A 24282-nucleotide genomic window follows, 5' to 3' on the forward strand; every position below is an offset into this window, starting at 1 on the left:
ACCGGTACGGGAACCTTTCCGCTTATAGTTCTTCCACGATAATGTTTGAATTTGTAAATACACAAATTTCAGATGCGATTTCAAGGGAAGCCCGCGCAATTTCTTTTGCGGTGAAGTTCTCTGCCGCATGCCGTTTCAGTGCACGGCCGGCAGCGAGCGCGTAATTGCCGCCCGAGCCGATAGCGAGGATGCCGTCATCCGGTTCAATGACTTCCCCCGTTCCCGAGACAAGCAGCAAATTGTTTTCATCCATGACAATCAGCATCGCTTCGAGCTTTCGGAGCACTTTATCGCTTCTCCACATTTTGGCCAGTTCCACTGCTGCCCGCGTCAGGTTGCCGTTATATTCCTGCAGTTTTCCTTCAAACATTTCGGAAAGCGTAAAAGCATCCGCAACCGAGCCGGCAAAACCGGCCAGCACTTTTCCGTTAAACAGCCGGCGGACTTTTTTGGCCGTATTTTTCATCACGACAGAGTTTCCGAGCGTCACCTGCCCATCCCCAGCCATTGCACTTTTTCCGTTATGGCGGATGGCAAATATTGTGGTTGCGTGAAAATCACCCATATCAGCACCTCCTATGTAATCAAAGCGAACCGCCTTGCATTGCTATGCTCTCGGGTGGTAAGCCATATAAGTTTGCCGCAAATGCTCCTTGGTTACATGTGTGTAGACTTGCGTGGAAGACAAGCTTTCATGCCCAAGAAGGTCCTGTACTGTGCGCAAATCAGCCCCATGGTTCAGCAAATGGGTTGCAAATGTATGCCGCAACATGTGGGGATGAATTTTTCCGGTCAGTGCCGCTTTTTTGATCATTTCATTTAAAATATAGCGGACACCTTTATCGGTCAATGCGCCGCCGCGTGCATTTACAAATAAATAGGGATGGTCTTCTTTACCGCGCATCAACGTTTTCCGTGCATGCGCCATATAATCCGAAACGGCTTCCCCTGCAAAATGGCCGAACAGCACGATCCGTTCTTTTTTTCCTTTCCCTTTTACATGGATCGTCTCGAATTCAAAATCAATATCCTGCAACCGAATATTGACGCATTCGCTCACGCGGATGCCGGTCGCATACAGGATTTCGAGCAAAGCACGGTTGCGCCGGGACAGTGCATCATCGCCTTCACATGCCGCAAACAGTTGCTCCATTTCTTCCTCATAAAAAAATTTGGGCAGGCGCTTATGTTGTTTCGGCTGTGATAAAAGTGCAAAGGGATTTTCTTTGACGATTCTCTCCCGCATCAGGAATTTGAAAAAACTGCGAATGCTGGATATTTTCCGTGCTACCGTGGCGCGGCTGTATCCGTGTTCATGCAACATTGTCAAATACAGTCTCCCTGCCGGATACCCCACCTCGTCCAGCGAGGCAATCCCCTGTGCGGTTAAAAACGCAAAAAAATCCTCCAGGTCCAGGCGATAAAATTTGATTGTGTATGCGGAATAGTTTTTCTCCACTTGCATGTATTCCATAAAAGAAAGCAAATAGCCGGACAGTTCGCCGTTCATCTGTTTAACACCTCACATGTGCGGGGAAACGGGCCTGCTTTACGCCACTCTTCACGTTGATAGACAACAATAGGCTTTCCGGGGTTATTGCCATTTTTTTCAGCCGGTAAAACGGCCCGGACAAACCCGCCAGCCGGGCTTTTTGCGCCGGTCCGGGTATCCGTAAGCCCCGGCTTGCGCCAACCGAAACCCCGTCTCCCGCCGGCTCATATGCTTCGAAGCCAAGGGACGGCATTCGGAAATCCGGTTAAATCATAACACATTTCCGGATCGGATTGCAACGAATGTTACATATTTTTCATAAATTTTCGAATTGTCCTTTTGACTGGCGCTTCCTGCCGTGAAAAGCCGGGAATGCCGTTTATTGAAAAGCTTTTGGCCGCTGCCCGCCAACGATTCGGGAATTCTGTCGTTTTTTGTCGCAACTGTCCTTTAAGCATTTTACAACAGCTGCTCCAAGAAGTAAAAGAATAAGATGCATTTTCTCGTAAAAATGTAAATATTCATTTTGATCAACCGGAACTTTGCCGCCCGCTCCACGCAAGGCCGCCAAAGTTCCGGCAAGGTCGATCATTACTTCACCGACTGCTCTTTATAGTCACAGTGCACACATTGGATCTGCGTCCCTTTTTTCAGCTTTTTCTCAACGAGCATGTCGCCGCACTTCGGGCACTTCCTGCCAACCGGCTTATCCCAAGAGACAAAATCACATTCCGGATAACGGTCGCACCCGTAAAAAATGCGGTTTTTCTTTGTTTTCCGCTCAATGATTTCACCTTTACCACATTTCGGGCAAGTGACGCCGATTTTTTTGACGATTGGCTTCGTATTGCGGCAATCAGGAAAATTGCTGCAAGCCATAAACTTGCCATAACGCCCCATTTTATACACCATCGGACTTCCGCACAGCTCGCACATTTCCCCGGTTTCTTCATCTTTGATCTCGATTTTTTCCATTTCGGTTTCCGCTTTTTTCAGGCGGACTTCAAAATTTTGATAAAACGCATCAATGATTTGGACCCATGGTACTTTTCCTTCTTCAATTTCGTCCAGGTCTTTTTCCATATCAGCGGTGAATTCGACATCTATGATTTCCGGGAAAAATTCCCGAATCAATTCGAGCACGATTTCGCCGAGCTCTGTCGGGACAAACCGCTTATTCTCAAGCGCCACATAGCCGCGCTTTTGGATTGTATCCAATGTCGGCGCATAGGTGGACGGCCGCCCAATTCCAAGTTCTTCCAGCGTTTTGACAAGCCGGGCTTCGGTATAGCGTGGCGGCGGCTGGGTGAAATGCTGTTTCGGTTCGATCGACTCAGATTGGACAACATCCCCTTCTTCGAGATGCGGCAAATAACGTTCGCCTTCTTCCTGCTGGTCGTCGGAACCTTCCACATACACTTTCATAAAACCCGGAAACTGGATTTTTGACCCGGACGCCCGGAACAAAACCGTGCCGTTTGCCAGCGTGGCACTCATCGTATCCAGTATCGCAGGGGCCATCTGGCTTGCCATAAAGCGTTCCCAAATCAATTTGTACAGCTTATACTGGTCTCTGCTTAGAAAGGACTTGACCGAACCCGGATCCCGGAAAATGCTTGTTGGCCGGATCCCTTCGTGTGCATCCTGGGCATTTGTCTGTTTTTTCTCTTTTCTTTCTTCCTGGCGCAAATAGTTTTCCCCGAATTTTTCCCGAATATATTGATTGGCTTCTGTTTTTGCGACTTCCGAAATCCGGGTCGAGTCTGTTCTCATATACGTGATCAGCCCGATAGTCCCTTCTTTTCCAAGGTCGATGCCTTCATACAGCTGCTGGGCCACCATCATTGTTTTCTTTGCCCTGAAGTTCAGCTTCCGGGCGGCTTCTTGTTGCAAGGAAGAAGTCGTAAACGGCGGTGCCGGATTCCGTTTCTTCTCTTTGTGCATGACGGAAGAAACCTGGAACTTGTCGCTTTTCAGCATGCCGGTAATTTTTTTCACATCCGCTTCTGACTTCAGCTGCATTTTTTTCCCGTCCACACCGTAAAAAGATGCCTGGAACGTGTCTTTCCCTTTTTTAAAGGACCCGGCAATCGTCCAGTACTCTTCCGGCACAAACGATTTAATTTCATTTTCCCGGTCGATGATAAGGCGGACGGCAACGGACTGTACCCTACCCGCACTCAAACCTTTTTTCACTTTCTTCCATAAAAGCGGGCTAATGTTATAACCGACGAGACGATCCAAAATCCGTCTTGCCTGCTGGGCATCGACAAGGTCCATATTGATCGGGCGCGGATGTTTAAATGATTCTTTAATCGCGTCCTTTGTAATTTCATTAAACACGACGCGGCAGTCCGAATGCACATCCAGATTCAAGCTGTTGGCGAGATGCCAGGCAATTGCTTCCCCTTCGCGGTCAGGGTCGGCGGCAAGATAGACTTTTTTTGCTTTTTTGGCCGCGTTTTTCAAATCTTTTAAGACCGGCCCCTTGCCCCTGATTGTAATGTACTTCGGCTTAAAATGGTCGTCCACATCCACCCCCATTTGGCTTTTCGGCAAGTCGCGCACATGCCCCATGGAAGCTTTCACTCTATATTTTTTTCCCAAATATTTTTCAATCGTTTTCGCTTTTGCAGGTGATTCTACAATCACTAAGTAGTCTGACATTCAAAAATCCTCCCTGGAGAGCTTATACCCTCTCTTTGCAGCAACTTTGCTTTCATTTTTCAAACAAAATCATTTGTAATTATGGGCATGGATGCCCGCATTTGTCAATTGTAACAGCACGAATGATGAAAAATCAACATCGCAAGCGGTTTCATTTTGAAAATTTTATCTTTTCTTTCTCTATTTTATAACCATTTTATCCAAAAATCATGCGTTTTTTCACAAAATCGGAAAATCACTGCCCATTTATGAATTTTCTCTAACTATTTTTTACCTTGTCGGAAGCAGTTCTTCCAAAATGTCTCCGCTGCATGTTACCAATTTTGCGCCCTGCTGGATAAGATGGTTTGTTCCTTTCGACAGGCTGTCCAGCACGTTTCCCGGCACGCTGAAAACTTCCCGGCCTTCCTGGAGGGCGTAATCTGCCGTGATCAGGGAGCCGCTCCGTTTTTCCGCCTGAAGCACGAGCACACCTTCAGAAATGCCGCTGATGATCCGGTTGCGTTCCGGAAAACGCCATTTTTCCGGGCGCGTAAACGGCGGATATTCCGACAGCAGTAAATGGCCCTGTTTTATTTTTTCCGCCATTTGTATATTTTCCCGCGGATAAATATGAAAAAACCCACTTCCGAGCACCGCAATCGTCTTCCCCCCGTATTTCATGGCGGCACGGTGGGCAATCGAATCCGCCCCTCTCGCCAGCCCGCTGACAATGGCAAACTGTTTTTCGATCAGGGGTGGCAGCAAATGATCGGCGACTTTTTCTGCATAGGAACCGGCCTTTCTTGACCCGACAACGGCCAGCGCACGGTTTTTCAGCAATGATACATTTCCGATTGAATAGAGTACGGCAGGAGGCTGGTACGTTTCTTTCAGAAGCGGCGGATATTCCGGTTCAAAACGGGCTGTCATTCGGATCTGTTTTTTCTGGTAGAGGGTTAAATAGGGTTTGATGTCAAGATGGAGAAGATCTTCATAAAAGCGTTCAAATGTTTCCTTTTGCATATGAAGCATGGCGCGCAGTGTTTCAGGGGGAATCCGGCAGATTTTTTCAAGCAGCGGATCAAATTCGAGGATTTTCATTTTTTGCACGCGGGAAATTCCCCTGCAATGATCCAAATGAATGTATTTGATTTTTAATGGTTCCATTGTTTGCCTCGCTTTCAAACCGTATTTCATTGAAAAAGAAAAACATTTAGGACCCGGCTGCACGCTTAAAAATGGCAGCCGGATCCAGGCAGTTTTACCGGACTGTCCCGGAAAATGCGGGTTCCGGGACGGCCGGTGCCGCCGCTTAAAGGTTTTTACATTTCTCGTAAAGGCCTCTTTCCTTCAGTACACGAACGAGCGTTTCCCCAATGACAGCCGGCGTTTCGGCTACTTGGATGCCGCATTCGTTCATCGTGCGGATCTTTTCCGCTGCGGTTCCTTTGCCGCCTGAAATGATGGCGCCGGCGTGGCCCATCCGTTTTCCAGGAGGCGCGGTGACACCGCCGATAAATCCGACAACCGGTTTCTTCATGTTTGCCTGCACCCATTTGGCGGCTTCTTCTTCCGCCGTCCCGCCGATTTCACCGATCATAATGACCGCTTCCGTTTCCGGATCATTGTTAAATTCTTTTAATACATCAATAAAATTGGTGCCGTTCACAGGGTCGCCGCCGATGCCGATCGCCCCTGTCTGACCGATGCCGGCGCGCGTCAGCTGATGGACGGCTTCATAAGTCAGCGTACCGGAACGGGAAACAACGCCGACATGGCCTTTTTTATGAATATAACCCGGCATAATGCCGATTTTGCATTCGTCTGGCGTGATGATGCCCGGGCAGTTCGGCCCGATCAGGCGCGTTTTCTTTCCTTCCATATAACGTTTCACTTTGACCATATCCAATACCGGGATATGCTCCGTAATACAGATGACAAGATCGAGTTCTGCATCGACCGCTTCCATAATCGCATCTGCCGCAAACGGAGCCGGCACATAGATAACTGAAACGGTTGCGCCCGTTTTTTCAACGGCTTCTTTCACCGTATTAAAGACCGGCACGCCTTCTACTTCAGTCCCGCCTTTGCCAGGGCTTGTGCCGCCGACAATTTTCGTCCCGTATTCCAAGCATTGTTTTGTATGGAAAAGCGCCGTTTTCCCGGTAATCCCCTGGACAATGACTTTCGTGTCTTTATTTACATAAATGCTCACTTTTTTCCCCTGCCTTCTTCATTCAAGAATATTTGTTCGCATTTTGTCTGAATGAACAGCTGCTGTCAGCTGACCAGTTCGACAATTTTTTGCGCGCCGTCTGCCATCGATTCAGCGGCAACAATTTTCAGCCCAGATTCGTTTAAAATTTTCTTCCCAAGTTCCACATTGGTCCCTTCAAGACGGACAACGAGCGGGATGTCGAGTCCGACTTGTTTTGTGGCTGCAACGACGCCGGAAGCAATGACATCGCACTTCATAATGCCGCCGAAAATGTTGACAAAAATGCCTTTGACTTTTTCATCCGATAAAATGATTTTAAACGCTTCCGTTACTTTTTCTTCCGTTGCGCCACCCCCGACATCAAGGAAGTTGGCCGGATCGCCGCCGTAATATTTAATAATGTCCATTGTCGCCATCGCAAGGCCGGCGCCGTTTACCATGCAGCCGATATTGCCGTCAAGGGCGACATAGCTCAAATCGTATTTCGACGCTTCAATTTCTTTCGGATCTTCTTCTTCGAGATCGCGGTACGCCAGAACATCCTGCTGGCGGAACAAGCCGTTCGAATCAAAATTCAATTTGGCATCGAGCGCCATTACTTTTCCGTCGCCGGTTACAACAAGCGGATTGATTTCCGCGATCGAGCAGTCTTTTTCCACAAATACTTGATAAAGGCCTGTCATAAATTTAACGGCCTGATTTACAAGTTTAGCAGGAATATTGATGTTGAACGCAATGCGGCGCGCCTGGAATGGCAAGAGCCCGACTGCCGGGTCAATGGTTTCTTTAAAAATCTTTTCCGGTGTTTTCGCCGCCACTTCTTCAATTTCCGTGCCGCCTTCTTCAGAAGCCATCAGCACAACCCGGCTTGTGGCACGGTCCAAAACAAGGCCGACATAGTATTCTTTTTGAATGTCGCACCCTTCTTCGATCAAGAGGCGCTTCACTTCTTTTCCTTCAGGGCCTGTCTGATGCGTCACAAGCGTTTTGCCAAGCAGTTCCTGTGCGTATGTACGAACCTCATCCAAATTTTTTGCCACTTTGACGCCGCCTGCTTTTCCGCGGCCGCCGGCATGAATTTGCGCTTTTACCACACATACTTGTGTACCGAGCGATTTCGCTGCTTCCACCGCTTCATCCACGGTGAAGGCCACTTTCCCGTTCGGCACAGCGACCCCGTATTTTCTCAGGATCTCTTTGCCCTGATACTCGTGAATATTCATGTTCCATCCTCCTATCAAACTGTTCAAAAAATTAACTGCGCTTTCATTTTAATAAACATCGGAAAAGATGTCTACCATAATGAACTAAAATGGCTATTATTATTCAAAAATATTTTTTTCGGTATAAAATGGACGTGATTTTACTGGTCGTTGGCCTATTGTCACCGCAGCCTTTATGCAAATGGGTGCCCAGGCTTAATGGTCAGCTTTCGTTCATTTTTTATCCTTGTTTTTTAGCGACTGGTCGAGGCGGTAAATCATGGCAAACACCTCGGCCACAGCTGCATACAGTTCTTCCGGGATCGCTTCGTTGATGTCAAGCCGGCCGAGCAGTGCGGCAAGATCCGGGTCCTGCTGGATCGGAACATTCGCTTTTTTTGCTTCTTCAATAATCCGCCTGGCCACATCCCCTTTACCTTTTGCCTTCACGACAGGGGCGGAATGCGCATCCGGGCTGTACTGGAGCGCGACCGCTTCTTTTATGTCCTTTTGTGGATCCTTCATATCCTAAGATCAACCCCTTTCCCGGAAACCTCCGGCCGGCTGAGCGTGGCACGCACAGCATCCGGCTGGAATTCCCCGAACCGAACGTCAGACAATGTGTAACCGGTTTTGGAAAGGCCTTCCTTTAAAGCCGGCAAAAAAGGCTTCACGGCTTCCTGAAGACCCTTTTTCAAACTGGAAATGCGGATGGAAACGATCCGGTTTTGCACATTCATCTCGACCAATGTTTCTTTCATAAACTGAAGATTCAAGTAAAAAATGATTTTACAATAATTACTGTCTATTTTTCCGCCATTTTTCCGCCTGCCTGACCATTGTACAACGGCATTCGTTTGAAAGTGCGCGAATGAAAGCGGAATTTCCATCCAAATGTGCTGCACTACCCCGCCGGGAAGCGCGAGCAGCTGCTGGCCGTTCAGTTTCTGTACGATTTCGTCTGCTGCATCCCGGGCAGCTTTTGTTCCCCCGCCTTTTTGCAGCAAATCAACAAGCAGCGCTTTTAAAGGCAGCCCGTCCTTGTCCGCGGCTTTGTCCTCATGCAAAAGCCCCGCCTCATAAAAAAGTCCCATTTTTTGAATCTTCTCTTTGATTTGCCGGCGTAACGCCTCTCCTGTCACCTGCTCGCTGCCTGTCCCAAGCTCCCCGATAAGTGCAAGCAATTGCCTCGTTTCCGGCGTCTGTTCCCCCTGCTTGAGCGCCTGCTGCAACCGGTTTAAAAGCTGATCCGCCGGTATGTTTTGACCTGCGGCAAGGAGCGAAGTGAACACGCCCTCTGACACAGGAAAGCCTTCTTGGAGCATAAAGGCAGCCGTTTCCAGCCCGTTTGCCAGATCCGGTACATGCTTCAGCCATGCGCCGATCGCAGCAATGTCATTTTTCGTAAACGGAATTTCCTGTTCAGCCAAGTACGAAACAAGGGACTGGAACGTTTTTCCTGGCGGCAGTTGCATTTGCGGGAGCAAAGCTTTCCCGGCCATGCCGTTTGCATCGGCTTCCGAAAGCATTTTCAACTGCACTTCACCGTCGGCCAAAACCGTTTGAAACCAGTAGTTTTTTCCGGCTTCAAGCGGCACTTCGAGTTTCGCGGCAAATGTACGCCCGCCTGCCTGGACAAGTGCGGTGTCATTTGGAAACAGTTTTTGGATGGCACCGGAAAAAATCTGCCCCGTTTGAAATGCAAACGTGCGGATATTTGAGCCGGCATCAATAGAAAATGGCTGTTTGCCTAAAAAAATTTGCATGCTATTCCCCCGCCCTGTTTCTTTCTTCTTGCTTATTTATCGGCGGATTGCCGGTCTGTCTTTAATCGGCGCAAACGATTTTCGATGGATCGGGCACGGGCCAAGCTTCATGAGCGCTTCCAGATGTTTTTTCGTCCCGTACCCCTTATGTATGGCGAAACCGTAACCGGGATATTTTTCATCCATTTCCTGCATATACCGGTCTCTCGTTACTTTTGCAACCACAGATGCCGCGGCAATTGAAATGCTTTTCGCATCCCCTTTTACAATCGAAGTTTGCGGGTACGAAGCGGGAATTTCCATCGCATCGATCAGCAAATGGTCAGGAGCAGCAGGCAAATGGCCCAAAGCCGCAAGCATCGCCTTTTTGGCCGCCTCGTAAATATTCATCCTGTCAATTTCTTCTGCGCTGGCAAAGCCGACGCCGACAAGGGTTTCTTCCTGGATCCGCGCAAAAAAGGCCTCCCGCTGTTTTTCGGAAAGCTGTTTGGAATCGTTCAGGCCGGGCAGGTAAAAATCTTCTGGAAGAATGACGGCAGCGGCTACAACTGGCCCGGCAAGCGGCCCCCTGCCTGCCTCGTCAATTCCGGCGATCAGGCGGCAGCCGTGGCTGCGCAGGGCGTCTTCAAACCGTCCCATCTCCCGGAATTTTTCAAGCTGTTCACGCTCTTTTTGTAATTTTCTCATCCATTTTTCCAGCGCTTTTTGTGCGCCTTTCCGTTCGTCCCGGCCTAGCGCCTGGATAAACGGATCGGACGGGTTTGTGATTTCCTGAAGACGCGCTTCAATTTCACTGATTTTCAATGTTTCCCCTCCCCGAAAAATAAGCACTCCCTTACGGAGAGCGCTTATTACAAATCAAATGTCAGAGGCCCCAGTTTCATGCCGCGGATATCACGGATAATCACTTCAGCCGTTTTGTCGTAATCGATTTCCCCTCCCGCCCGCAAGCAGCCGCGCAGGCGACCGATATGGTCAAAAAGGGGGACAATATCCGGGATATCCTCAAGCTTGTACCGGGCTTTTAATGTGCCGGGATAATGTTTTTCAAGAAAACGCAGGCCAAATACGGAAACGTCCTGCAGGTTGAGGATCGTGTCTTTAATCGCACCGGTTAAAGCGAGCTTATAACCGGTTTCTTTGTCTTCGAATTTCGGCCAAAGGATCCCAGGCGTATCGAGGAGCTCCATCGTTTTCCCGACTTTTATCCATGCCTGCGCTTTTGTCACGCCCGGCGTATTGCCGGTTTTGGCGATATTTTTCCCGGCAAGCCGGTTAATGAGCGTCGATTTACCGACGTTCGGAATTCCGACAATCATGGCCCGGATCGCACGCGGCCGGATGCCTTTTGCCCGCATCCTCTCCCATTTTGGCTCCAAAATCTGTTCAGCCAGTTTCACCATTTTGTCGAGCCCTTTTCCGCTTTGCGCGTCAATGGCAAGGACATGCGTATTGCCGCCGGACAATTTTTCAAGCCAGCGGGCTGTAGCGGCCGGATCTGCCATATCGGCCTTGTTCAGCAATTTGATCCGCGGCTTTTGCTGAATCAGTTCATCCAGCATCGGATTGGCGGAGGAAACCGGGATCCTTGCATCAAGCAATTCAAAAACGATATCGACCAGTTTTAATTTTTCGGTCACTTCTCTCCTTGCCTTCGCCATATGGCCCGGAAACCATTGTATTGCCATCATGCGTCAACTCCATAACGGTTACTTTTTTCCGTAAAATGCGCAACGAACGGGCGCTTATTTATTGATCATATGGGCATCTTTCACCGGCCAGTATACAAAGTTTGTCTCCCCGACCACCTTGCTGAGCGGAATCGTCCCGATCTGGCGGCTGTCTTTGCTGTACCGGCGGTTATCGCCCATCACAAAAATCTGCCCTTTTGGCACCGTGTCGCGCCCGATATAGTCTTTTAAGGTAAAATCTTCCGTAAGCGGTCCGTCGGCTACGGCTTTTTTATATTTATCGAGATAAGGCTCTTTATACGCTTTCCCGTTAATATACAGGATGTCATTTTTATACTCGATCCGGTCGCCCGGCAGCCCGATGACCCTTTTGATATAATCTTTGCCTTCCGGGGCGTGGAAAACGATGATGTCGAACCGTTTCGGGCTCCCGATTTTATTCACAATCATCCGGTCGCCGTTTTTCAAAGTCGGCATCATGGAAGAGCCGTCGACCACGATCGGGGCGAAGAAAAAGTAGCGCAAAATGCCGGCCAGTGCCACAGCAATCAGCAGCGCTTTCACCCATTCGAACAGTTCATTTTTTGGTTTTTTCTGTTTTGCCATTTATTTACACCGCCTCATTCCATGTATCCATAAGCGTATATTCCCTGATATTTTGCATTATAACAGGATTGGTTGCCGATTGAAAACCTCAGAGACACCCGGGTTATTTATGTATAAGTATGAAGAAAAGGGGCCATGATAGCCCCTTTTCGAACAGCCGTTGCAGCAAATTAGCGAATTTCTTTAATACGGGCAGCTTTACCGCGCAGATTACGCAGGTAGTAAAGTTTCGCACGGCGAACTTTACCGCGACGCACGACTTCAAGCTTCGCAATTTTTGGTGTATGGAGCGGGAATGTACGTTCAACGCCGACACCGTAAGAAACTTTCCGGACTGTAAACGTTTCGCTGATCCCGCCGCCGCGGCGTTTAATGACCACACCTTCAAAAACCTGGATACGTTCGCGTGAACCTTCGATAACTTTTACATGGACGCGGACCGTATCCCCCGGGCGGAAAGCAGGCAGATCAGTGCGAAGTTGATCTTTTGTAATTTCGTCAATAATATTGTGCATCGTATTCAACTCCTTCCAACAAATGCTCTTGCAAATCTTCCATCGTATTTGCAGCGGAACATCGTTTTACGGCGGTCTGCCTTGTTTTCAAGCAAACCACAAAAGCAATCTTAGCATAAACGCATGCTGATTGCAACAGCTATCCGCGTTTTTCTTCCCATTCTTTCAGCCACGCTTTTTGCTTTTCGGAGAGCGGATATCCGCGTAAAAGATCCGGCCTTCTCGTATAGGTGCGGTACAGCGACTCTTTTTCGCGCCATTCTTCAATCAGCCGGTGATTTCCGGATAATAACACGTCCGGCACCTTCATTCCGCGAAAATCCGCCGGCCGCGTATAATGCGGATGTTCCAGCAGCCCGGTCGAAAAAGAATCAGTAACAGGCGAGGTTTCATTGCCCAAAACACCGGGAAGCAGGCGGACGATGCTGTCGATCATGACCATTGCGCCCAGCTCGCCGCCCGTTAACACATAGTCTCCGATTGAGATTTCATCGGTTACAAGCGTCCGGATCCGTTCATCATACCCTTCGTAATGGCCGCAAATAAAGATCAGATGTTCTTCTTCCGCAAACGCTTCCGCTTTTTGTTGCGTATACGTTTCCCCCTGGGGGCAGAGCAAAATGATGCGCGGCTTTTTTTCGCTTCCCTCAAGCCGGTCTTCGATAGCATCGAACACCGGCTGGGGCTTTAACACCATGCCCGCCCCGCCGCCGTACGGGTAGTCATCGACGGTTTTATGCTTGTTGTCGCTGTATTCACGGAAATTGACCAGATGATAATGGACGATCCCTTTTTCTTCTGCTTTTTTTAAAATGGAGGATCCGAGAACGCCTTCAAACATTTCCGGGAACAGCGTCAATATATCTATTTTCATGGCAAAAGCCCTTCCATCGGTTCAATCACAATTCTTTTTTCTTTTTTGTCGACTTTTTTGACGACGTCTTCAATATACGGGATCAGCGCTTCTTTCTGCTGCGCTGTTTTCACCACCCAGACGTCATTTGCCCCGGGCGTTAAAATCTCTTTTACCGTCCCGACTTTCTCGCCTGCGGTTGTCACGACTTCACAGCCGATGATTTCATGAAAATAAAACTCATTTTCGCCAAGCTCATCCAGCTGTTCTTCGGAAACTTTCAACATGCCGCCTTTCCATTTCTCGGCTTCCTCAATCGAATCAAAGCCCTCAAACTTCAGCAAATCAAACTGCTTATGCACCCGGTGCGATTCAATCGTAACAGCAAGCGGCTCATCGCGGCCGGGAAGAAACAAGTAAAGCGTATTGCCCGGTTTATAGCGCTCCGCTTTGAAATCCGTTTTGGAAATCACCCGCACTTCTCCGCGGATGCCGTGTGTATTGACGATTTTGCCGACATTAAACCATTGTGTCATATGCTCACCTCTCGCGAATTTCATGGATGATGCCATCTTTTATAATAATCGATTTCTCTTTTGTCACCGCATTCCAATCGTCGCCTTCCCGGACGTCAACAATGGCGTGAATTTCTTTTTCTTTTAATTCTGTCCCGATCGGAAGCAAAAGCAGTTGTTCAATTTGGAACTCCACCAGTTTGATTTTCTCCTGCCGGCTTTCAATTTCTTTTTCAAAATGCATTTTTAAATTGGTTCCCGAAAACTTTTTTTGCTTTTCCAGTTTTTTTGTTTCAAACCGGAGCTGCTCACACTCTTTTTGAAGTTGTTGTTTCTTTTGCCGGTATGTATCCAAAAGCATTCCTTTGCTCTTTTCGGTCAGGATTTGCTTGACCGTCACTTTTTGAAGGATTTTCAAAATGCCCTGCCCTCCTTTTCGCGCCATTCAATAAAAAACCCAAAAAATGCAGCCGGAAAAAGCGGATGTCGGTTAAGATGAGGGGGAAAGCCCGAAAGATGTATAAAAAAGGGAGGTGTGCCCCTCCCTTTCACTGGTGTTCTATCCATCGTTGTCCATTATTCGGCAATTTCAAGACGGATTTTTTTATGTCCGTGCACGCCGGCCGCCGCATAAACGACCGTACGGATGGCCTTTGCGGTACGCCCCTTTTTACCAATGACCATGCCGGCATCATCCGGATGGACAATCAGGCGGTAGAGCGTTCCGGATTCTTGTTCATCCCGTTCTACCCGCACTTCATTCGGATGGCTGACAATCGGCCTGACGATCGAAAGGATTAAATCATCCATCTGTTGGTCCATGATTATTTGCCGTGTTTTTCGTTATGGTATTTTTCCATAATACCTTGTTTTGAAAACAAGTTACGTACCGTATCAGACGGTTGGGCGCCGTTTTTCAGCCATTGGAGCGCGGCTTCCTCGTTGATTTTTACTTCTGCAGGATCTGCAACAGGATTGTAAGTTCCTACTGTTTCAATAAAACGTCCATCACGCGGTGAACGGGAATCTGCCACAACAATGCGGTAAAACGGGGATTTTTTTGCACCCATGCGTTTCAAGCGGATTTTTACTGCCATTTTAATCATACACCTCCAAAAAAGTTTCTCACAAGACTGTATCATATCAGAAAATCATGATGGTGTAAAGTCTTTTCTCTTAACACCCTCGTTTTTTACATAAAAGGGAATTTAAAGCCTTTTTTCCGGCCTTTTTGATTCATGCCCTGCAGTTGTTTCATCATTTTCTTCATTTCTTCAAACTGTTTCAAAAGCCGGTTGACTTCCTGTACCGGGCGGCCGGAACCTTTCGCAATCCGTTTTTTCCGGCTTGCATTGATGATGTCCGGGCGGATTTTTTCCTGCTTTGTCATCGACTGGATAATCGCTTCAACATGCGCAATTTGTTTCTCATCAATTTGCAGATTATCCATCCCTTTCATCCGGTTGGCCCCCGGGATCATTTTCAAAATGTCGCCGAGCGGCCCCATTTTCCGGACCTGGCCGAGCTGTTCAAGGAAATCATCGAGCGTAAATGACTGGTCCCGCATTTTCTTTTCGAGCGCGCGCGCTTTTTCTTCGTCGACAGTTTCCTGTGCTTTTTCAATCAGCGACAGAATATCGCCCATGCCGAGAATACGGGAGGCCATCCTTTCCGGGTGAAACGGTTCGAGCGCATCCATTTTCTCGCCCATCCCGGCAAATTTAATCGGCTTTTCGGTTACGGCCCGGATCGATAAAGCCGCCCCGCCGCGCGTGTCGCCGTCAAGCTTCGTCAGGATGACGCCAGTGATGCCGAGCTGGTCATTAAAACTTTGTGCGACATTTACGGCATCCTGGCCTGTCATCGCATCGACGACAAGAAAAATTTCATCCGGATGCGCAAGTTCCTTGATTTCCTTCAGTTCATTCATCAGCTCGCTGTCAATATGGAGGCGGCCGGCCGTATCGATGATGACGGTATCGTGATGTTCTTCTTTTGCTTTTTCAATCGCTTGCCTGGCAATTTCCACCGGGCTGATTTTGTCGCCAAGCGAAAACACCGGCATGCCGAGTTGTTTGCCGAGCGTTTCCAGCTGCTTGATTGCAGCGGGGCGGTAAATATCGGCCGCAACGAGCAGCGGGGTCCGGTTGTATTTTTTTCGCAACAGGTTGGCCAGTTTCCCGGATGTCGTCGTTTTCCCGGCACCCTGCAGGCCAACCATCATGATGACGGTTGGCGGGCGCTTTGCAACGGCAATCTTGCTCTGTGATCCGCCCATAAGGTTGGTCAGCTCTTCCTGGACAATTTTGATGACCTGCTGCCCGGGCGTCAGGCTTTTCAGCACATCCTGGCCAACCGCACGTTCGCTCACTTTTTTTACAAAATCTTTTACCACTTTGAAATTGACGTCAGCTTCCAGAAGGGCAAGACGGACTTCCCGCATCATTTCTTTGACGTCGCTTTCCGTGACCTTGCCTTTTCCGCGGATTTTCTGCATCGTGCCCTGCAGGCGTTCTGCGAGTCCTTCAAATGCCATTTTTCCGCCCCCTATTCCAATTTTTCGAGCGCATCGACAAGCCGCAACAGTTCCGGATTGGCATCATGCGCCAAAAGATTGCGCATCGACCGGAAAATGCGTGTGCGCGCTTGAAATTTTTCCAATAAACCAAGCTTTTTTTCATAGTCTTCAAGCGTTTGTTCGGTGCGTTTGATATTATCGTAAACCGCTTGACGACTCACACCGTATTGTTCGGCGATTTCGCCAAGCGATAAGTCGTCGAGATAATAGAGGGACATATAGCTGCGCTGCTTCGGAGTCAACAACGATTGGTAAAAATCGTACAAATCATTCATTCGCGTTGTTTTCTCCAGCATGGCTTCTTCCCCCTGTTAAGTGAAAATGCTTTACATAAACACAGAATACAAAGATTCCTGTTTTTTGTCAATGAAAACAAGTTCGTTTCCCCACAACCGATTTGAAGCGCTCCCGGCGGGCTTTAATACCGCGGCCTTCTGATTCGCAGTACGGCCCACATACGGTCAGGCTTGTTCTTCCGGCACTTCATCGATCAGATCGGAAAACAACCCGTACACATATTTTTCCGCATCAAACGGCTGAAGGTCATCCATTTTCTCGCCGAGGCCGACGAATTTGACGGGAATATGGAGTTCATTCCGGATCGCGAGCACAATCCCGCCTTTTGCCGTGCCATCCAATTTTGTCAGCACAATCCCGGTTACGTCTGTTGCTTCTTTAAACGTCTTAGCCTGCACCATCGCATTTTGCCCGGTGGTGGCATCCAAAACGAGCAGCACTTCATGCGGGGCGCCCGGGATTTCCCGTTCGATGACACGCTTTACTTTTTCCAGTTCCTTCATCAAATTGACCTTGTTTTGCAGGCGGCCCGCCGTATCACAAAGCAGCACATCTGCATTTCTTGCTTTCGCTGCCTGGACGGCGTCAAACATGACAGCGGCTGGATCGGATCCTTCCGAATGTTTGATCACTTCCACGCCGACCCTCTCTCCCCAGACTTCAAGCTGTTCAATCGCGCCGGCGCGGAATGTATCGCCGGCTGCCATGATCACTTTTTTCCCCTGCTGCTTCAGCATATGGGCGAGCTTACCGATCGTAGTCGTTTTGCCGACGCCATTTACGCCGACAAACAAAATAACGGTCAAGGCGCCGTCCTGGATGTTAAGCCGGTTCGGGGCATCTTCGCCGGCCGAATAAATGTCAACCAGTTTTTCGGAAATCACGGACTGGACTTCAGAAGGGTCTTTAATGTTTTTCCGTTTCACTTCCATTTTTAATTCATCGATTAGTTCCATCACGGTCTGGAAGCCGACATCCGCCTGAATTAAAATTTCTTCCAGTTCTTCGAAAAAGTCTTCATCGATTTTCCGGTAACGCGCGACAAGATTGTTGACTTTGTTCGAGAAATTATCGCGCGTTTTTGCAAGCCCGGTTTTAAATTTATCGGTTACCGTATCGGCTTGCCGGGTGAATTTGTCTTTTAATGTTTTAAAAAAGCTCATTTGTCCACTTCCTTTGGCTTTCCTGAATTTGCGTATCAGCTTGTGCGGCATAAAAGCCGCACGAGCAGTCGTAAAAATCGCCGGCCTGATTTTTATCCCTGCCGGCCCGCTTGTGGCACGGGCGCTTCTTTTTAAACACGGCGCTGATTCGCCTGTTTAAGACGTTTGAAAAGCGAGGTCGGTTGATTCTTCCAGTTTGACCGACACAAGCTTCGATACGCCGGATTCCTGCATCGTAACCCCGTAGAGGACGTCCGCTTCCTCCATCGTTCCTTTCCGGTGGGTGATGACAATAAACTGGGTTTCCGCACTGAATTGTTTCAAATATTTGCTAAACCGGTATACATTGGCTTCATCCAGCGCAGCTTCCACTTCATCGAGAATGCAAAACGGCACCGGGCGCACACGCAAAATCGCAAACAAAAGCGCGATCGCGGTCAGCGCTCTTTCGCCGCCTGAAAGCAGCCCGAGATTTTGCAGTTTTTTCCCCGGCGGCTGCGCGAAAATTTCCACGCCTGTCGTAAGCAAATCTTTCGGATCCGTCAGCCGCAAATCCGCTCTCCCACCGCCAAAAAGCTCGCGGAAAACCGGTTCGAATTCGTTCCGGATGGCGTTAAACGTCTCATCGAACCGGCGGACCATTTCGCCGTCCATTTCCGTAATCACCTGGTCAAGGGTGTCTTTTGCTTCAAGCAGGTCGGTCTCCTGTTCTTTTAAAAACTGGTAACGTTCCGATACACGCTCATATTCTTCGATCGCGCCGAGATTGACGGCGCCAAGCTCATCAATCGACAGTTTGATCAGCTTCACTTTTTTGCGTGCTTCCTCCAGGGAAACATTGAGCGGGCGGGCTTCTTTCGCGGCTTCAAAGGTGAGCGTGTATTCTTCGCGGAGCCTTTGAAGCCGGTTCTCAAGTTCCACATCCAGCCGGTTTGCTTTGACTTCTTCATCCTGAATGGCCTGCTGGAGCCCTTTTTGCTGCCGTTTCCATTCCTTCAGGCCGCGTTCCAGGTCTTCCATCTCTGCTGTCAGCCGGGCCCGTTCTTCCCTGCGCACGGCGATAAAGGCGAGCGTATCGTTTTTGTCACGCGCTTTTTGTTCGGCCGCTTCTGCCAGTTCGCTTTCCGACATGTGATGCTTCTTCGATTCGTCCGTAAGAAAGTGGTACTGCTCATCGTAACGCGCTTTACGTGACGCCCACTCCTTTATTTCACGGTCGAGCCGCGCAAGCTCTTCGCGGTCGCGCGCCGCCTGTTCCATCTTTACGGCAAGCGTCGATTTTAAATCGCTCAGTTCGCCCTGGAGCCTGCTTTTTGCCGTCGAATCATCGTTTTTCTTTACGGTCAGGGCTTCAATTTCCGCTTCCAGTTGCTGCGCTTTTTCGCCGGTACGCGCCAGCATATCTTCCAGTTCGCCGATCCGTTTACGGGCTTCATCCTGCTGCTTTTCCGCCTCTTGTTTTTCCATATCGTAGACGAGCAGGTGCTCATCCAGATTTTTTTCCTCAACCGCAAGCCGTTCCAGTTCCGCTTTCGCCTGCTGTTCTCCAAGTCTCAGCGCTTCGCCGTTTTTCCTCGCTTCATCCAGCTCCTGTTGCATGCGGGAAGCTTCGGCTTTCAATGCTTTGACTTCCGTTTCAAGCGCCATCGTTGTTTTTTCCATGCCGGCAAGCTTTTCTTTTAATGCTTCCAGTTCGCTTTTTCTCGAAAGGAGTGACACACTGTTTTGTTTCGAAGCCCCGCCTGTCATCGAGCCGCCCGGATTAACAACATCCCCGTCAAGCGTCACGATGCGGTAGCGGTAGCCGAGCATTTTGGCGATTTTGTTTGCACTTTTTAAATCACGGACTACAAGGACATGGCCGAGCAGATTGGACACAATGGACTGGTAGCGGCTTTCAAAGCGGACAAGCTCCGCGCACACGCCGACGTACGCCTCTTCATTGCGGAGCGGTTTGAGGCTTGCTTCCGGAATGGCCCGCGGCTTAATAATATCGAGCGGCAAAAAAGTCGCCCGCCCGGCCTTTCGTTCTTTTAAAAATGCAATGGCGTGCCGCGCATGCCGTTCCGTTTCTGTCACAATATGCTGCATCGAAGCACCCAGTGCTGTTTCAACCGCTTTTTCGTAAGGCGCGGGCACCCGGACCAGTTCAGCCACAGCACCTTCAATGCCTTCCAGCTGTTTGCCGCGGGCTTTCAAAATTGCACGCACGCCTTGGTAAAAGCCGGTATAATCTTCTTCCATCTCTTCAAGCGTTTCTTTCCGTGATTTCGCTTTTTGCAAATATTGGTATGCCTGATACAGATTGGACTCCTGTTTTTGATACCGACTGTTTACGGATTCCAGCTGCCTTTGCTTTTCCATATAGGCACCGGCTGCCGCTTCCAGCTCCTGTTTGATTTTTGCAAGGCGGCCGGTCGCCATTTTTTTCTTTTCCCGCACTTTTTCCCGTTCTTCGACATATTTCCGGTTTTCGGCTTCAAGCCGGCTGAGGCGGTTTAACGACGTTTGCAGCTGCTGCATAAGCAGGCGCTTTTCATTTTTTCCGCTTGCCTGCTCATTCAGCAGTTCAATATAGTCGCTTTTTAAAGACTCAATTTTTCCCTCCAGATTCGTGCTGAGGCGGAAAAGGCCCGCTTCCTTCTCTTTCACGCTTTCTTTCAGGGACGATAAGGCTTGTTCATTTTCCGCCGCCGTTTGCAAAAGCTTTTCCTTTTGGGCTTCCAGTTCTTTTAAAGCGTTCTCCGCTTCATTTATATTTTTCTCAAGCTGGGCTTTGTTCTCGCTGGCGTTCTTTTTGCGTTCCTTCAGCACTTCTTTTTGCCCTTCGAGTTTTTCCAGCTCTTCTGTCGCTTGAAGCAGCACATTCTGCAAGTCTTGAATCGATTCATCGAGCGCGTCCAGCTGATTGCGCTTTTCTTCCAGCTGTGCTTCCTGTTTGCGGATTTCGGAAGAGAGCCCCGCTTCTTTATCCCGGTGTGCTTCAAGCTGCGATTTAAGCGATTCCCACTCGCCATGCAATGATTCTATTTCATACGCCAAAACGGCAATTTCATAATTTTTCAATGCTTCCTTTTGTTCCAGATAATCTTTTGCGACCGATGCCTGCATTTTCAACGGCTCAAGCTGGCTTTCCAGTTCATACAGAATGTCGCTAACACGGTTTAAGTTATCCTGCGTTTCGGCAAGCTTCACTTCCGCCTTTTTCTTGCGCGTCTTATATTTTAAAACGCCGGCTGCCTCTTCAAAAATGCTGCGGCGTTCTTCCGCTTTGCTGTTTAAAATTTCTTCCACTTTCCCCTGGCTGATAATGGAAAAAGCTTCTTTGCCAAGGCCGGAATCCATAAACAATTCCACAATATCCTTCAACCGGCATTGCTGTTTATTGATATAAAACTCGCTTTCCCCTGAACGGTACACCCGCCTTGTCACGCTCACTTCCTGGTAATCAATTGGAAGGGCGCGGCCTTCGTTTTCAAGCGTTAACGTCACTTCTGCAAAATTCAGTGGTTTTCTTGTATCGCTGCCGGCAAATATAACATCTTCCATCTTTCCACCGCGCAGGCTTTTCGCTGATTGTTCACCGAGCACCCAGCGGACGGCGTCGATCACATTGCTTTTGCCGCTGCCGTTCGGGCCGACAACCGCTGTCACGCCCGGAACAAATTCAAAGGAAATCCGGTCCGCAAATGACTTAAATCCGATCACATCGAGACGTTTCAGAAACAATCCGTTCCCCCTCCATTCTTTACGGCTTCTTTTTTTCTTCTTTCTGCAAATTGGATAAAGCCGTTTGCGCAGCCTGCTGTTCCGCTTCTTTTTTGGAGCGGCCTTTTCCTGTCCCGAGCGCTTTATTGTTTAGCGACACGCTGGAGATGAACTCCTTGTCATGCGCAGGGCCGCGTTCATCGAGAATCGTGTATTCCAACACACCGGATGTTCTTTTTTGGACGTACTCCTGCAACTTGCTTTTATAATCCGCCGTGCTGCTGAAGAGCCCCTCGTCTATTTTCGGGAATACAACTTTTTCAAGAAGGGAAACAACAGCCTTTAACCCCTTGTCCAAATAAAGCGCGCCGATAAACGCTTCAAACACATCGGCTAAAAGAGCCGGGCGCGTTCTGCCGCCGGTCATTTCCTCGCCTTTACCGAGCAGGATATACTCGCCAAAATGCAGCTCATTGGCAAAAATGACAAGCGACGGCTCACAGACGACGGACGCCCGCAATTTCGTCATTTCCCCTTCGTTCATCGACGGGAACCGATTAAATAAATAATGGGACACGGTCAGTTCCAGGACGGCGTCGCCTAAAAATTCAAGCCTTTCATTGTCGTGCCTGCGCTTTTCCGGATGCTCGTTCACATAGGAGGAATGCGTAAAAGCCTGTTTCAGCAGGTTTACGTCTTGAAAATGGATCCCGAGTTGTTCCTGCAGCTTGCCGAATTTGTTTACTACATGTTCTTCATCTGATTTTATTTTTTTTACCATCGTTCATCCACCCGATATCTTGATATAGTTTCAACTTAACTTAAATATATAGAAAAATACTGCTGAACGCAAAGGCATCTCCCAGGACCCGGGCGGTCGTAAATAGGCAAAAAGGGATCGCGCTTTTTTGCCCATTTACCATCCTCAGGCAGGAGACGATTGACGCCGGATTAGAGAAAAATGTCCCGCTTTATGGGGCGGGACATTTTACATGAAGACGATTACTGCTGATTTTGTATGTAATTTACAGCGTCACCCACTGTTACAATTTTCTCAGCATCCTCGTCAGAAATTTCCATTCCGAATTCATCTTCCAATTCCATCACCAATTCCACTACATCAAGGGAATCAGCGCCAAGATCTTCTTTGAATTTCGCTTCCAGTGTAACTTTGGATTCTTCGACACCAAGGCGGTCAACGATGATCTTTGTCACACGCTCTAATACGTCTGCCATGCGGTTCACCTCCCCTCAAGGTATTATAGAGGATTTTTTATAATTAATAAAGTGAAACTTAAAAACAAGCTTTGCCGCAACCGTTACATGACCATTCCGCCATCGACGTGGATCGTTTGCCCGGTGATGTAGTCGGAACTGCTGCTTGCCAAAAACAGGGCAGTCTTTGCCACATCTTCCGGCTTGCCGAAACGGGAAAGTGGGATTTGGCCCAGCATGCCTTCTTTGATGTCTTCCGTCAGCTTATCGGTCATATCCGTTTCAATCATGCCCGGGGCAATGGCGTTTACAGTAATACCGCGGCTTGCCAGCTCACGCGCCGCCGTTTTTGTAAGCCCAATGACGCCGGCTTTGGCAGCGGTATAATTGGCCTGACCGGGGTTGCCGCTGATGCCGACAACCGAGGCAATATTAATGATTTTGCCGCTCCGCTGCTTCATCATCGGCCGCGCCGCCGCTTTTGTGCACAGGAAGACCCCTTTTAAATTGGTATCGATGACTGCATCCCATTCTGCTTCTTTCATCCTCATCAAAAGGTTATCCCGGGTGATGCCGGCGTTATTCACCAATATATCAAGTTTGCCGAATTTTTCCAGCACCTGTCTGAACATTTCCTGCACTTCCGATTCATTCGAAACATCAGCCCGGATGGCAAAGGATTCCACACCATAAGAACGGACGGCGTTTACCACTTCTTCCGCTTTTTCAGCATTCCCTGCATAGTTGACCACAACATGCGCGCCGGAAGCGGCAAACGCAAGCGCGATTTCGTGGCCGATGCCGCGGGACGCACCGGTCACAAGCGCAACTTTGTCTTTTAAAAGCATTCGGTCTCCTCCTCCATTATTTTTGCAACGCGCCAACCGCAGCTTCCAGGGTTTCCATATCCTGGACGGCATATGTTTTTACGCTGCGGTCAATTTTCCGGATTAATCCGGAAAGCACTTTGCCCGGCCCGACTTCAATAAAGGTATCAACGCCGAGGCTGATCATTTTTTTGACAGAATCTTCCCATAAAACAGGGGAATAGAGCTGGCGGATACAATTTGCTTTGATGTCCTGAGCGCCCGTTTCCACTTCGGCATCAACATTGGCGATCACAGGAACCGCCGCATCCCGGATAGCAATTTCGTCAAGAACCGCCTTATATTTTTCCGCTGCCGGCTCCATCAATTTGGAGTGGAAAGGCCCGCTTACCTGAAGCGGGAGGACGCGTTTCGCCCCTCTTTCCTTGGCAAGGGCGCCCGCTTTCTCAATTCCGGCAGCTGTCCCGGAAATGACTATCTGGCCGGGACAGTTCAAATTCGCGAGCTGGACCGTTTCCCCTTCACGGCTCACTTCATCTGCAACTTCCTCTAGCACGCCGCGGTCAAGCCCGAGCACGGCGGACATTGCCCCGGCACCGTTCGGGAATGCTTCATCCATATATTCGCCACGTTTGCGTACCGCATATACGGCATCTTCAAAAGACAAAGCGCCAGCTGCCACAAGCGCCGAATATTCGCCAAGGCTGTGCCCGGCTGTGAAATCTGCATGGATGCCCGCTTCCTGAAGCACCTGTAAAATCGCAGTGCTTACCGTTAAAAGGGCCGGCTGGGCATTTTCGGTACGGGTCAGTTTGTCCAGCGGGCCGTTTTGAATGAGCCCGGATAAGTCCATCCCAAGCTTTTCATCTGCTTTTTGAAAAACAGCCGCCGCTTTTTCATTTGCACCGGCAACCGACTGCCCCATGCCAACCGTCTGGGATCCCTGCCCCGGAAAAACAAATGCTATTTTCCCCATCTCTTTTCCTC

General features: G+C 49.0%; 26 protein-coding genes. All 26 read right to left on the reverse strand.

The window, feature by feature from the left end; genetic code table 11:
* Positions 1 to 22: 22 nt before the first annotated feature.
* The 26 genes from hslV to fabD all read right to left on the reverse strand — a co-directional run bounded on the left by hslV (position 23) and on the right by fabD (position 24271).
* The gene (gene hslV, locus ABR335_RS11100; RefSeq protein WP_014095460.1) at positions 23 to 565 is read right to left on the reverse strand and encodes an ATP-dependent protease subunit HslV; all 543 of its coding nucleotides are present in this window, start codon (positions 563 to 565) and stop codon (positions 23 to 25) included.
* Between the two features lie 42 nt (positions 566 to 607).
* Positions 608 to 1510, reverse strand: a complete 903-nt coding sequence (xerC, locus tag ABR335_RS11105; protein WP_014095461.1) for a tyrosine recombinase XerC — start codon at positions 1508 to 1510, stop codon at positions 608 to 610.
* 361 nt (positions 1511 to 1871) lie between these two features.
* Complete coding sequence (locus ABR335_RS11110; protein WP_014095463.1) at positions 1872 to 2084, reverse strand: hypothetical protein; 213 nt, start codon at positions 2082 to 2084, stop codon at positions 1872 to 1874.
* A complete protein-coding gene (gene topA / locus ABR335_RS11115) occupies positions 2084 to 4159 on the reverse strand; it encodes a type I DNA topoisomerase (protein WP_104851381.1) in 2076 nt (691 codons plus the stop codon). The genes ABR335_RS11110 and topA overlap by 1 nt, the downstream gene beginning before the upstream one ends.
* Positions 4160 to 4429: 270 nt before the next feature.
* Complete coding sequence (gene dprA, locus ABR335_RS11120; RefSeq protein WP_014095466.1) at positions 4430 to 5308, reverse strand: DNA-processing protein DprA; 879 nt, start codon at positions 5306 to 5308, stop codon at positions 4430 to 4432.
* 145 nt (positions 5309 to 5453) lie between these two features.
* Positions 5454 to 6356, reverse strand: a complete 903-nt coding sequence (gene sucD / locus ABR335_RS11125; RefSeq protein ID WP_014095467.1) for a succinate--CoA ligase subunit alpha — start codon at positions 6354 to 6356, stop codon at positions 5454 to 5456.
* A gap of 65 nt (positions 6357 to 6421) precedes the next feature.
* The gene (gene sucC / locus ABR335_RS11130) at positions 6422 to 7582 is read right to left on the reverse strand and encodes an ADP-forming succinate--CoA ligase subunit beta (protein ID WP_014095468.1); all 1161 of its coding nucleotides are present in this window, start codon (positions 7580 to 7582) and stop codon (positions 6422 to 6424) included.
* Positions 7583 to 7795: 213 nt separating this feature from the next.
* Positions 7796 to 8086, reverse strand: a complete 291-nt coding sequence (locus ABR335_RS11135) for an EscU/YscU/HrcU family type III secretion system export apparatus switch protein (RefSeq protein ID WP_014095469.1) — start codon at positions 8084 to 8086, stop codon at positions 7796 to 7798.
* Positions 8083 to 9327 (reverse strand): hypothetical protein, encoded by a 1245-nt coding sequence (locus ABR335_RS11140; RefSeq protein ID WP_014095470.1) that lies wholly within the window; start codon positions 9325 to 9327, stop codon positions 8083 to 8085. The genes ABR335_RS11135 and ABR335_RS11140 overlap by 4 nt, the downstream gene beginning before the upstream one ends.
* A gap of 36 nt (positions 9328 to 9363) precedes the next feature.
* Positions 9364 to 10131, reverse strand: a complete 768-nt coding sequence (locus tag ABR335_RS11145) for a ribonuclease HII (protein ID WP_014095471.1) — start codon at positions 10129 to 10131, stop codon at positions 9364 to 9366.
* A 47-nt stretch (positions 10132 to 10178) separates the two neighbouring features.
* Complete coding sequence (gene ylqF, locus ABR335_RS11150) at positions 10179 to 11018, reverse strand: ribosome biogenesis GTPase YlqF (protein ID WP_014095472.1); 840 nt, start codon at positions 11016 to 11018, stop codon at positions 10179 to 10181.
* Positions 11019 to 11072: 54 nt separating this feature from the next.
* Positions 11073 to 11624, reverse strand: a complete 552-nt coding sequence (gene lepB / locus ABR335_RS11155) for a signal peptidase I (RefSeq protein ID WP_014095473.1) — start codon at positions 11622 to 11624, stop codon at positions 11073 to 11075.
* Between the two features lie 170 nt (positions 11625 to 11794).
* Positions 11795 to 12139, reverse strand: coding sequence for a 50S ribosomal protein L19 (gene rplS / locus ABR335_RS11160; RefSeq protein ID WP_014095474.1), 345 nt, complete (start codon positions 12137 to 12139; stop codon positions 11795 to 11797).
* 139 nt (positions 12140 to 12278) lie between these two features.
* The gene (gene trmD, locus ABR335_RS11165) at positions 12279 to 13013 is read right to left on the reverse strand and encodes a tRNA (guanosine(37)-N1)-methyltransferase TrmD (protein ID WP_014095475.1); all 735 of its coding nucleotides are present in this window, start codon (positions 13011 to 13013) and stop codon (positions 12279 to 12281) included.
* Positions 13010 to 13528 carry a ribosome maturation factor RimM gene (gene rimM, locus ABR335_RS11170; RefSeq protein ID WP_017551514.1) on the reverse strand — a complete coding sequence of 173 codons (519 nt, stop codon included), beginning with the start codon at positions 13526 to 13528 and terminating at the stop codon, positions 13010 to 13012. Before rimM ends, trmD begins: the two co-directional genes overlap by 4 nt.
* Before the next feature lie 4 nt (positions 13529 to 13532).
* Positions 13533 to 13925 carry a YlqD family protein gene (locus ABR335_RS11175; protein ID WP_014095477.1) on the reverse strand — a complete coding sequence of 131 codons (393 nt, stop codon included), beginning with the start codon at positions 13923 to 13925 and terminating at the stop codon, positions 13533 to 13535.
* Positions 13926 to 14083: 158 nt separating this feature from the next.
* The gene (locus ABR335_RS11180; RefSeq protein WP_026104620.1) at positions 14084 to 14332 is read right to left on the reverse strand and encodes a KH domain-containing protein; all 249 of its coding nucleotides are present in this window, start codon (positions 14330 to 14332) and stop codon (positions 14084 to 14086) included.
* Positions 14332 to 14604 (reverse strand): 30S ribosomal protein S16, encoded by a 273-nt coding sequence (gene rpsP, locus ABR335_RS11185; protein WP_014095479.1) that lies wholly within the window; start codon positions 14602 to 14604, stop codon positions 14332 to 14334. Before rpsP ends, ABR335_RS11180 begins: the two co-directional genes overlap by 1 nt.
* 95 nt (positions 14605 to 14699) lie before the next feature.
* Positions 14700 to 16043 (reverse strand): signal recognition particle protein, encoded by a 1344-nt coding sequence (gene ffh / locus ABR335_RS11190; RefSeq protein WP_014095480.1) that lies wholly within the window; start codon positions 16041 to 16043, stop codon positions 14700 to 14702.
* Between the two features lie 11 nt (positions 16044 to 16054).
* Positions 16055 to 16381, reverse strand: a complete 327-nt coding sequence (locus ABR335_RS11195; protein WP_014095481.1) for a putative DNA-binding protein — start codon at positions 16379 to 16381, stop codon at positions 16055 to 16057.
* 165 nt (positions 16382 to 16546) lie between these two features.
* Entirely contained in the window at positions 16547 to 17545 is a 999-nt protein-coding gene (ftsY, locus tag ABR335_RS11200; protein ID WP_017551511.1) for a signal recognition particle-docking protein FtsY, read from the reverse strand.
* A gap of 156 nt (positions 17546 to 17701) precedes the next feature.
* Complete coding sequence (smc, locus tag ABR335_RS11205) at positions 17702 to 21274, reverse strand: chromosome segregation protein SMC (protein WP_017551509.1); 3573 nt, start codon at positions 21272 to 21274, stop codon at positions 17702 to 17704.
* A 19-nt stretch (positions 21275 to 21293) separates the two neighbouring features.
* Entirely contained in the window at positions 21294 to 22034 is a 741-nt protein-coding gene (rnc, locus tag ABR335_RS11210) for a ribonuclease III (RefSeq protein ID WP_035181800.1), read from the reverse strand.
* Positions 22035 to 22255: 221 nt separating this feature from the next.
* The gene (gene acpP / locus ABR335_RS11215) at positions 22256 to 22489 is read right to left on the reverse strand and encodes an acyl carrier protein (protein WP_014095485.1); all 234 of its coding nucleotides are present in this window, start codon (positions 22487 to 22489) and stop codon (positions 22256 to 22258) included.
* An 83-nt stretch (positions 22490 to 22572) separates the two neighbouring features.
* Positions 22573 to 23316, reverse strand: a complete 744-nt coding sequence (gene fabG / locus ABR335_RS11220) for a 3-oxoacyl-[acyl-carrier-protein] reductase (RefSeq protein ID WP_017551507.1) — start codon at positions 23314 to 23316, stop codon at positions 22573 to 22575.
* 16 nt (positions 23317 to 23332) lie between these two features.
* Positions 23333 to 24271: an ACP S-malonyltransferase gene (gene fabD, locus ABR335_RS11225; protein WP_017551506.1), complete on the reverse strand. Its 939-nt coding sequence runs from the start codon at positions 24269 to 24271 to the stop codon at positions 23333 to 23335.
* Between the last annotated feature and the right edge of the window lie 11 nt (positions 24272 to 24282).

This window comes from Heyndrickxia faecalis, assembly GCF_040267745.1.
Lineage (GTDB): Bacteria > Bacillota > Bacilli > Bacillales > Bacillaceae_C > Weizmannia > Weizmannia faecalis.

What these genes read in the sequence shown, in the direction of transcription:
- hslV (WP_014095460.1), bottom strand. Translation starts at nt 565, where the DNA reads ATGGGTGATTTTCACGCAACCACAATATTTGCCATCCGCCATAACGGA.
- xerC (WP_014095461.1), bottom strand. Translation starts at nt 1,510, where the DNA reads ATGAACGGCGAACTGTCCGGCTATTTGCTTTCTTTTATGGAATACATG.
- ABR335_RS11110 (WP_014095463.1), bottom strand. Translation starts at nt 2,084, where the DNA reads ATGATCGACCTTGCCGGAACTTTGGCGGCCTTGCGTGGAGCGGGCGGC.
- topA (WP_104851381.1), bottom strand. Translation starts at nt 4,159, where the DNA reads ATGTCAGACTACTTAGTGATTGTAGAATCACCTGCAAAAGCGAAAACG.
- dprA (WP_014095466.1), bottom strand. Translation starts at nt 5,308, where the DNA reads ATGGAACCATTAAAAATCAAATACATTCATTTGGATCATTGCAGGGGA.
- sucC (WP_014095468.1), bottom strand. Translation starts at nt 7,582, where the DNA reads ATGAATATTCACGAGTATCAGGGCAAAGAGATCCTGAGAAAATACGGG.
- ABR335_RS11135 (WP_014095469.1), bottom strand. Translation starts at nt 8,086, where the DNA reads ATGAAGGATCCACAAAAGGACATAAAAGAAGCGGTCGCGCTCCAGTAC.
- ABR335_RS11140 (WP_014095470.1), bottom strand. Translation starts at nt 9,327, where the DNA reads ATGCAAATTTTTTTAGGCAAACAGCCATTTTCTATTGATGCCGGCTCA.
- ylqF (WP_014095472.1), bottom strand. Translation starts at nt 11,018, where the DNA reads ATGATGGCAATACAATGGTTTCCGGGCCATATGGCGAAGGCAAGGAGA.
- lepB (WP_014095473.1), bottom strand. Translation starts at nt 11,624, where the DNA reads ATGGCAAAACAGAAAAAACCAAAAAATGAACTGTTCGAATGGGTGAAA.
- rplS (WP_014095474.1), bottom strand. Translation starts at nt 12,139, where the DNA reads ATGCACAATATTATTGACGAAATTACAAAAGATCAACTTCGCACTGAT.
- trmD (WP_014095475.1), bottom strand. Translation starts at nt 13,013, where the DNA reads ATGAAAATAGATATATTGACGCTGTTCCCGGAAATGTTTGAAGGCGTT.
- rimM (WP_017551514.1), bottom strand. Translation starts at nt 13,528, where the DNA reads ATGACACAATGGTTTAATGTCGGCAAAATCGTCAATACACACGGCATC.
- rpsP (WP_014095479.1), bottom strand. Translation starts at nt 14,604, where the DNA reads ATGGCAGTAAAAATCCGCTTGAAACGCATGGGTGCAAAAAAATCCCCG.
- ffh (WP_014095480.1), bottom strand. Translation starts at nt 16,043, where the DNA reads ATGGCATTTGAAGGACTCGCAGAACGCCTGCAGGGCACGATGCAGAAA.
- ABR335_RS11195 (WP_014095481.1), bottom strand. Translation starts at nt 16,381, where the DNA reads ATGCTGGAGAAAACAACGCGAATGAATGATTTGTACGATTTTTACCAA.
- ftsY (WP_017551511.1), bottom strand. Translation starts at nt 17,545, where the DNA reads ATGAGCTTTTTTAAAACATTAAAAGACAAATTCACCCGGCAAGCCGAT.
- rnc (WP_035181800.1), bottom strand. Translation starts at nt 22,034, where the DNA reads ATGGTAAAAAAAATAAAATCAGATGAAGAACATGTAGTAAACAAATTC.
- acpP (WP_014095485.1), bottom strand. Translation starts at nt 22,489, where the DNA reads ATGGCAGACGTATTAGAGCGTGTGACAAAGATCATCGTTGACCGCCTT.
- fabG (WP_017551507.1), bottom strand. Translation starts at nt 23,316, where the DNA reads ATGCTTTTAAAAGACAAAGTTGCGCTTGTGACCGGTGCGTCCCGCGGC.
- fabD (WP_017551506.1), bottom strand. Translation starts at nt 24,271, where the DNA reads ATGGGGAAAATAGCATTTGTTTTTCCGGGGCAGGGATCCCAGACGGTT.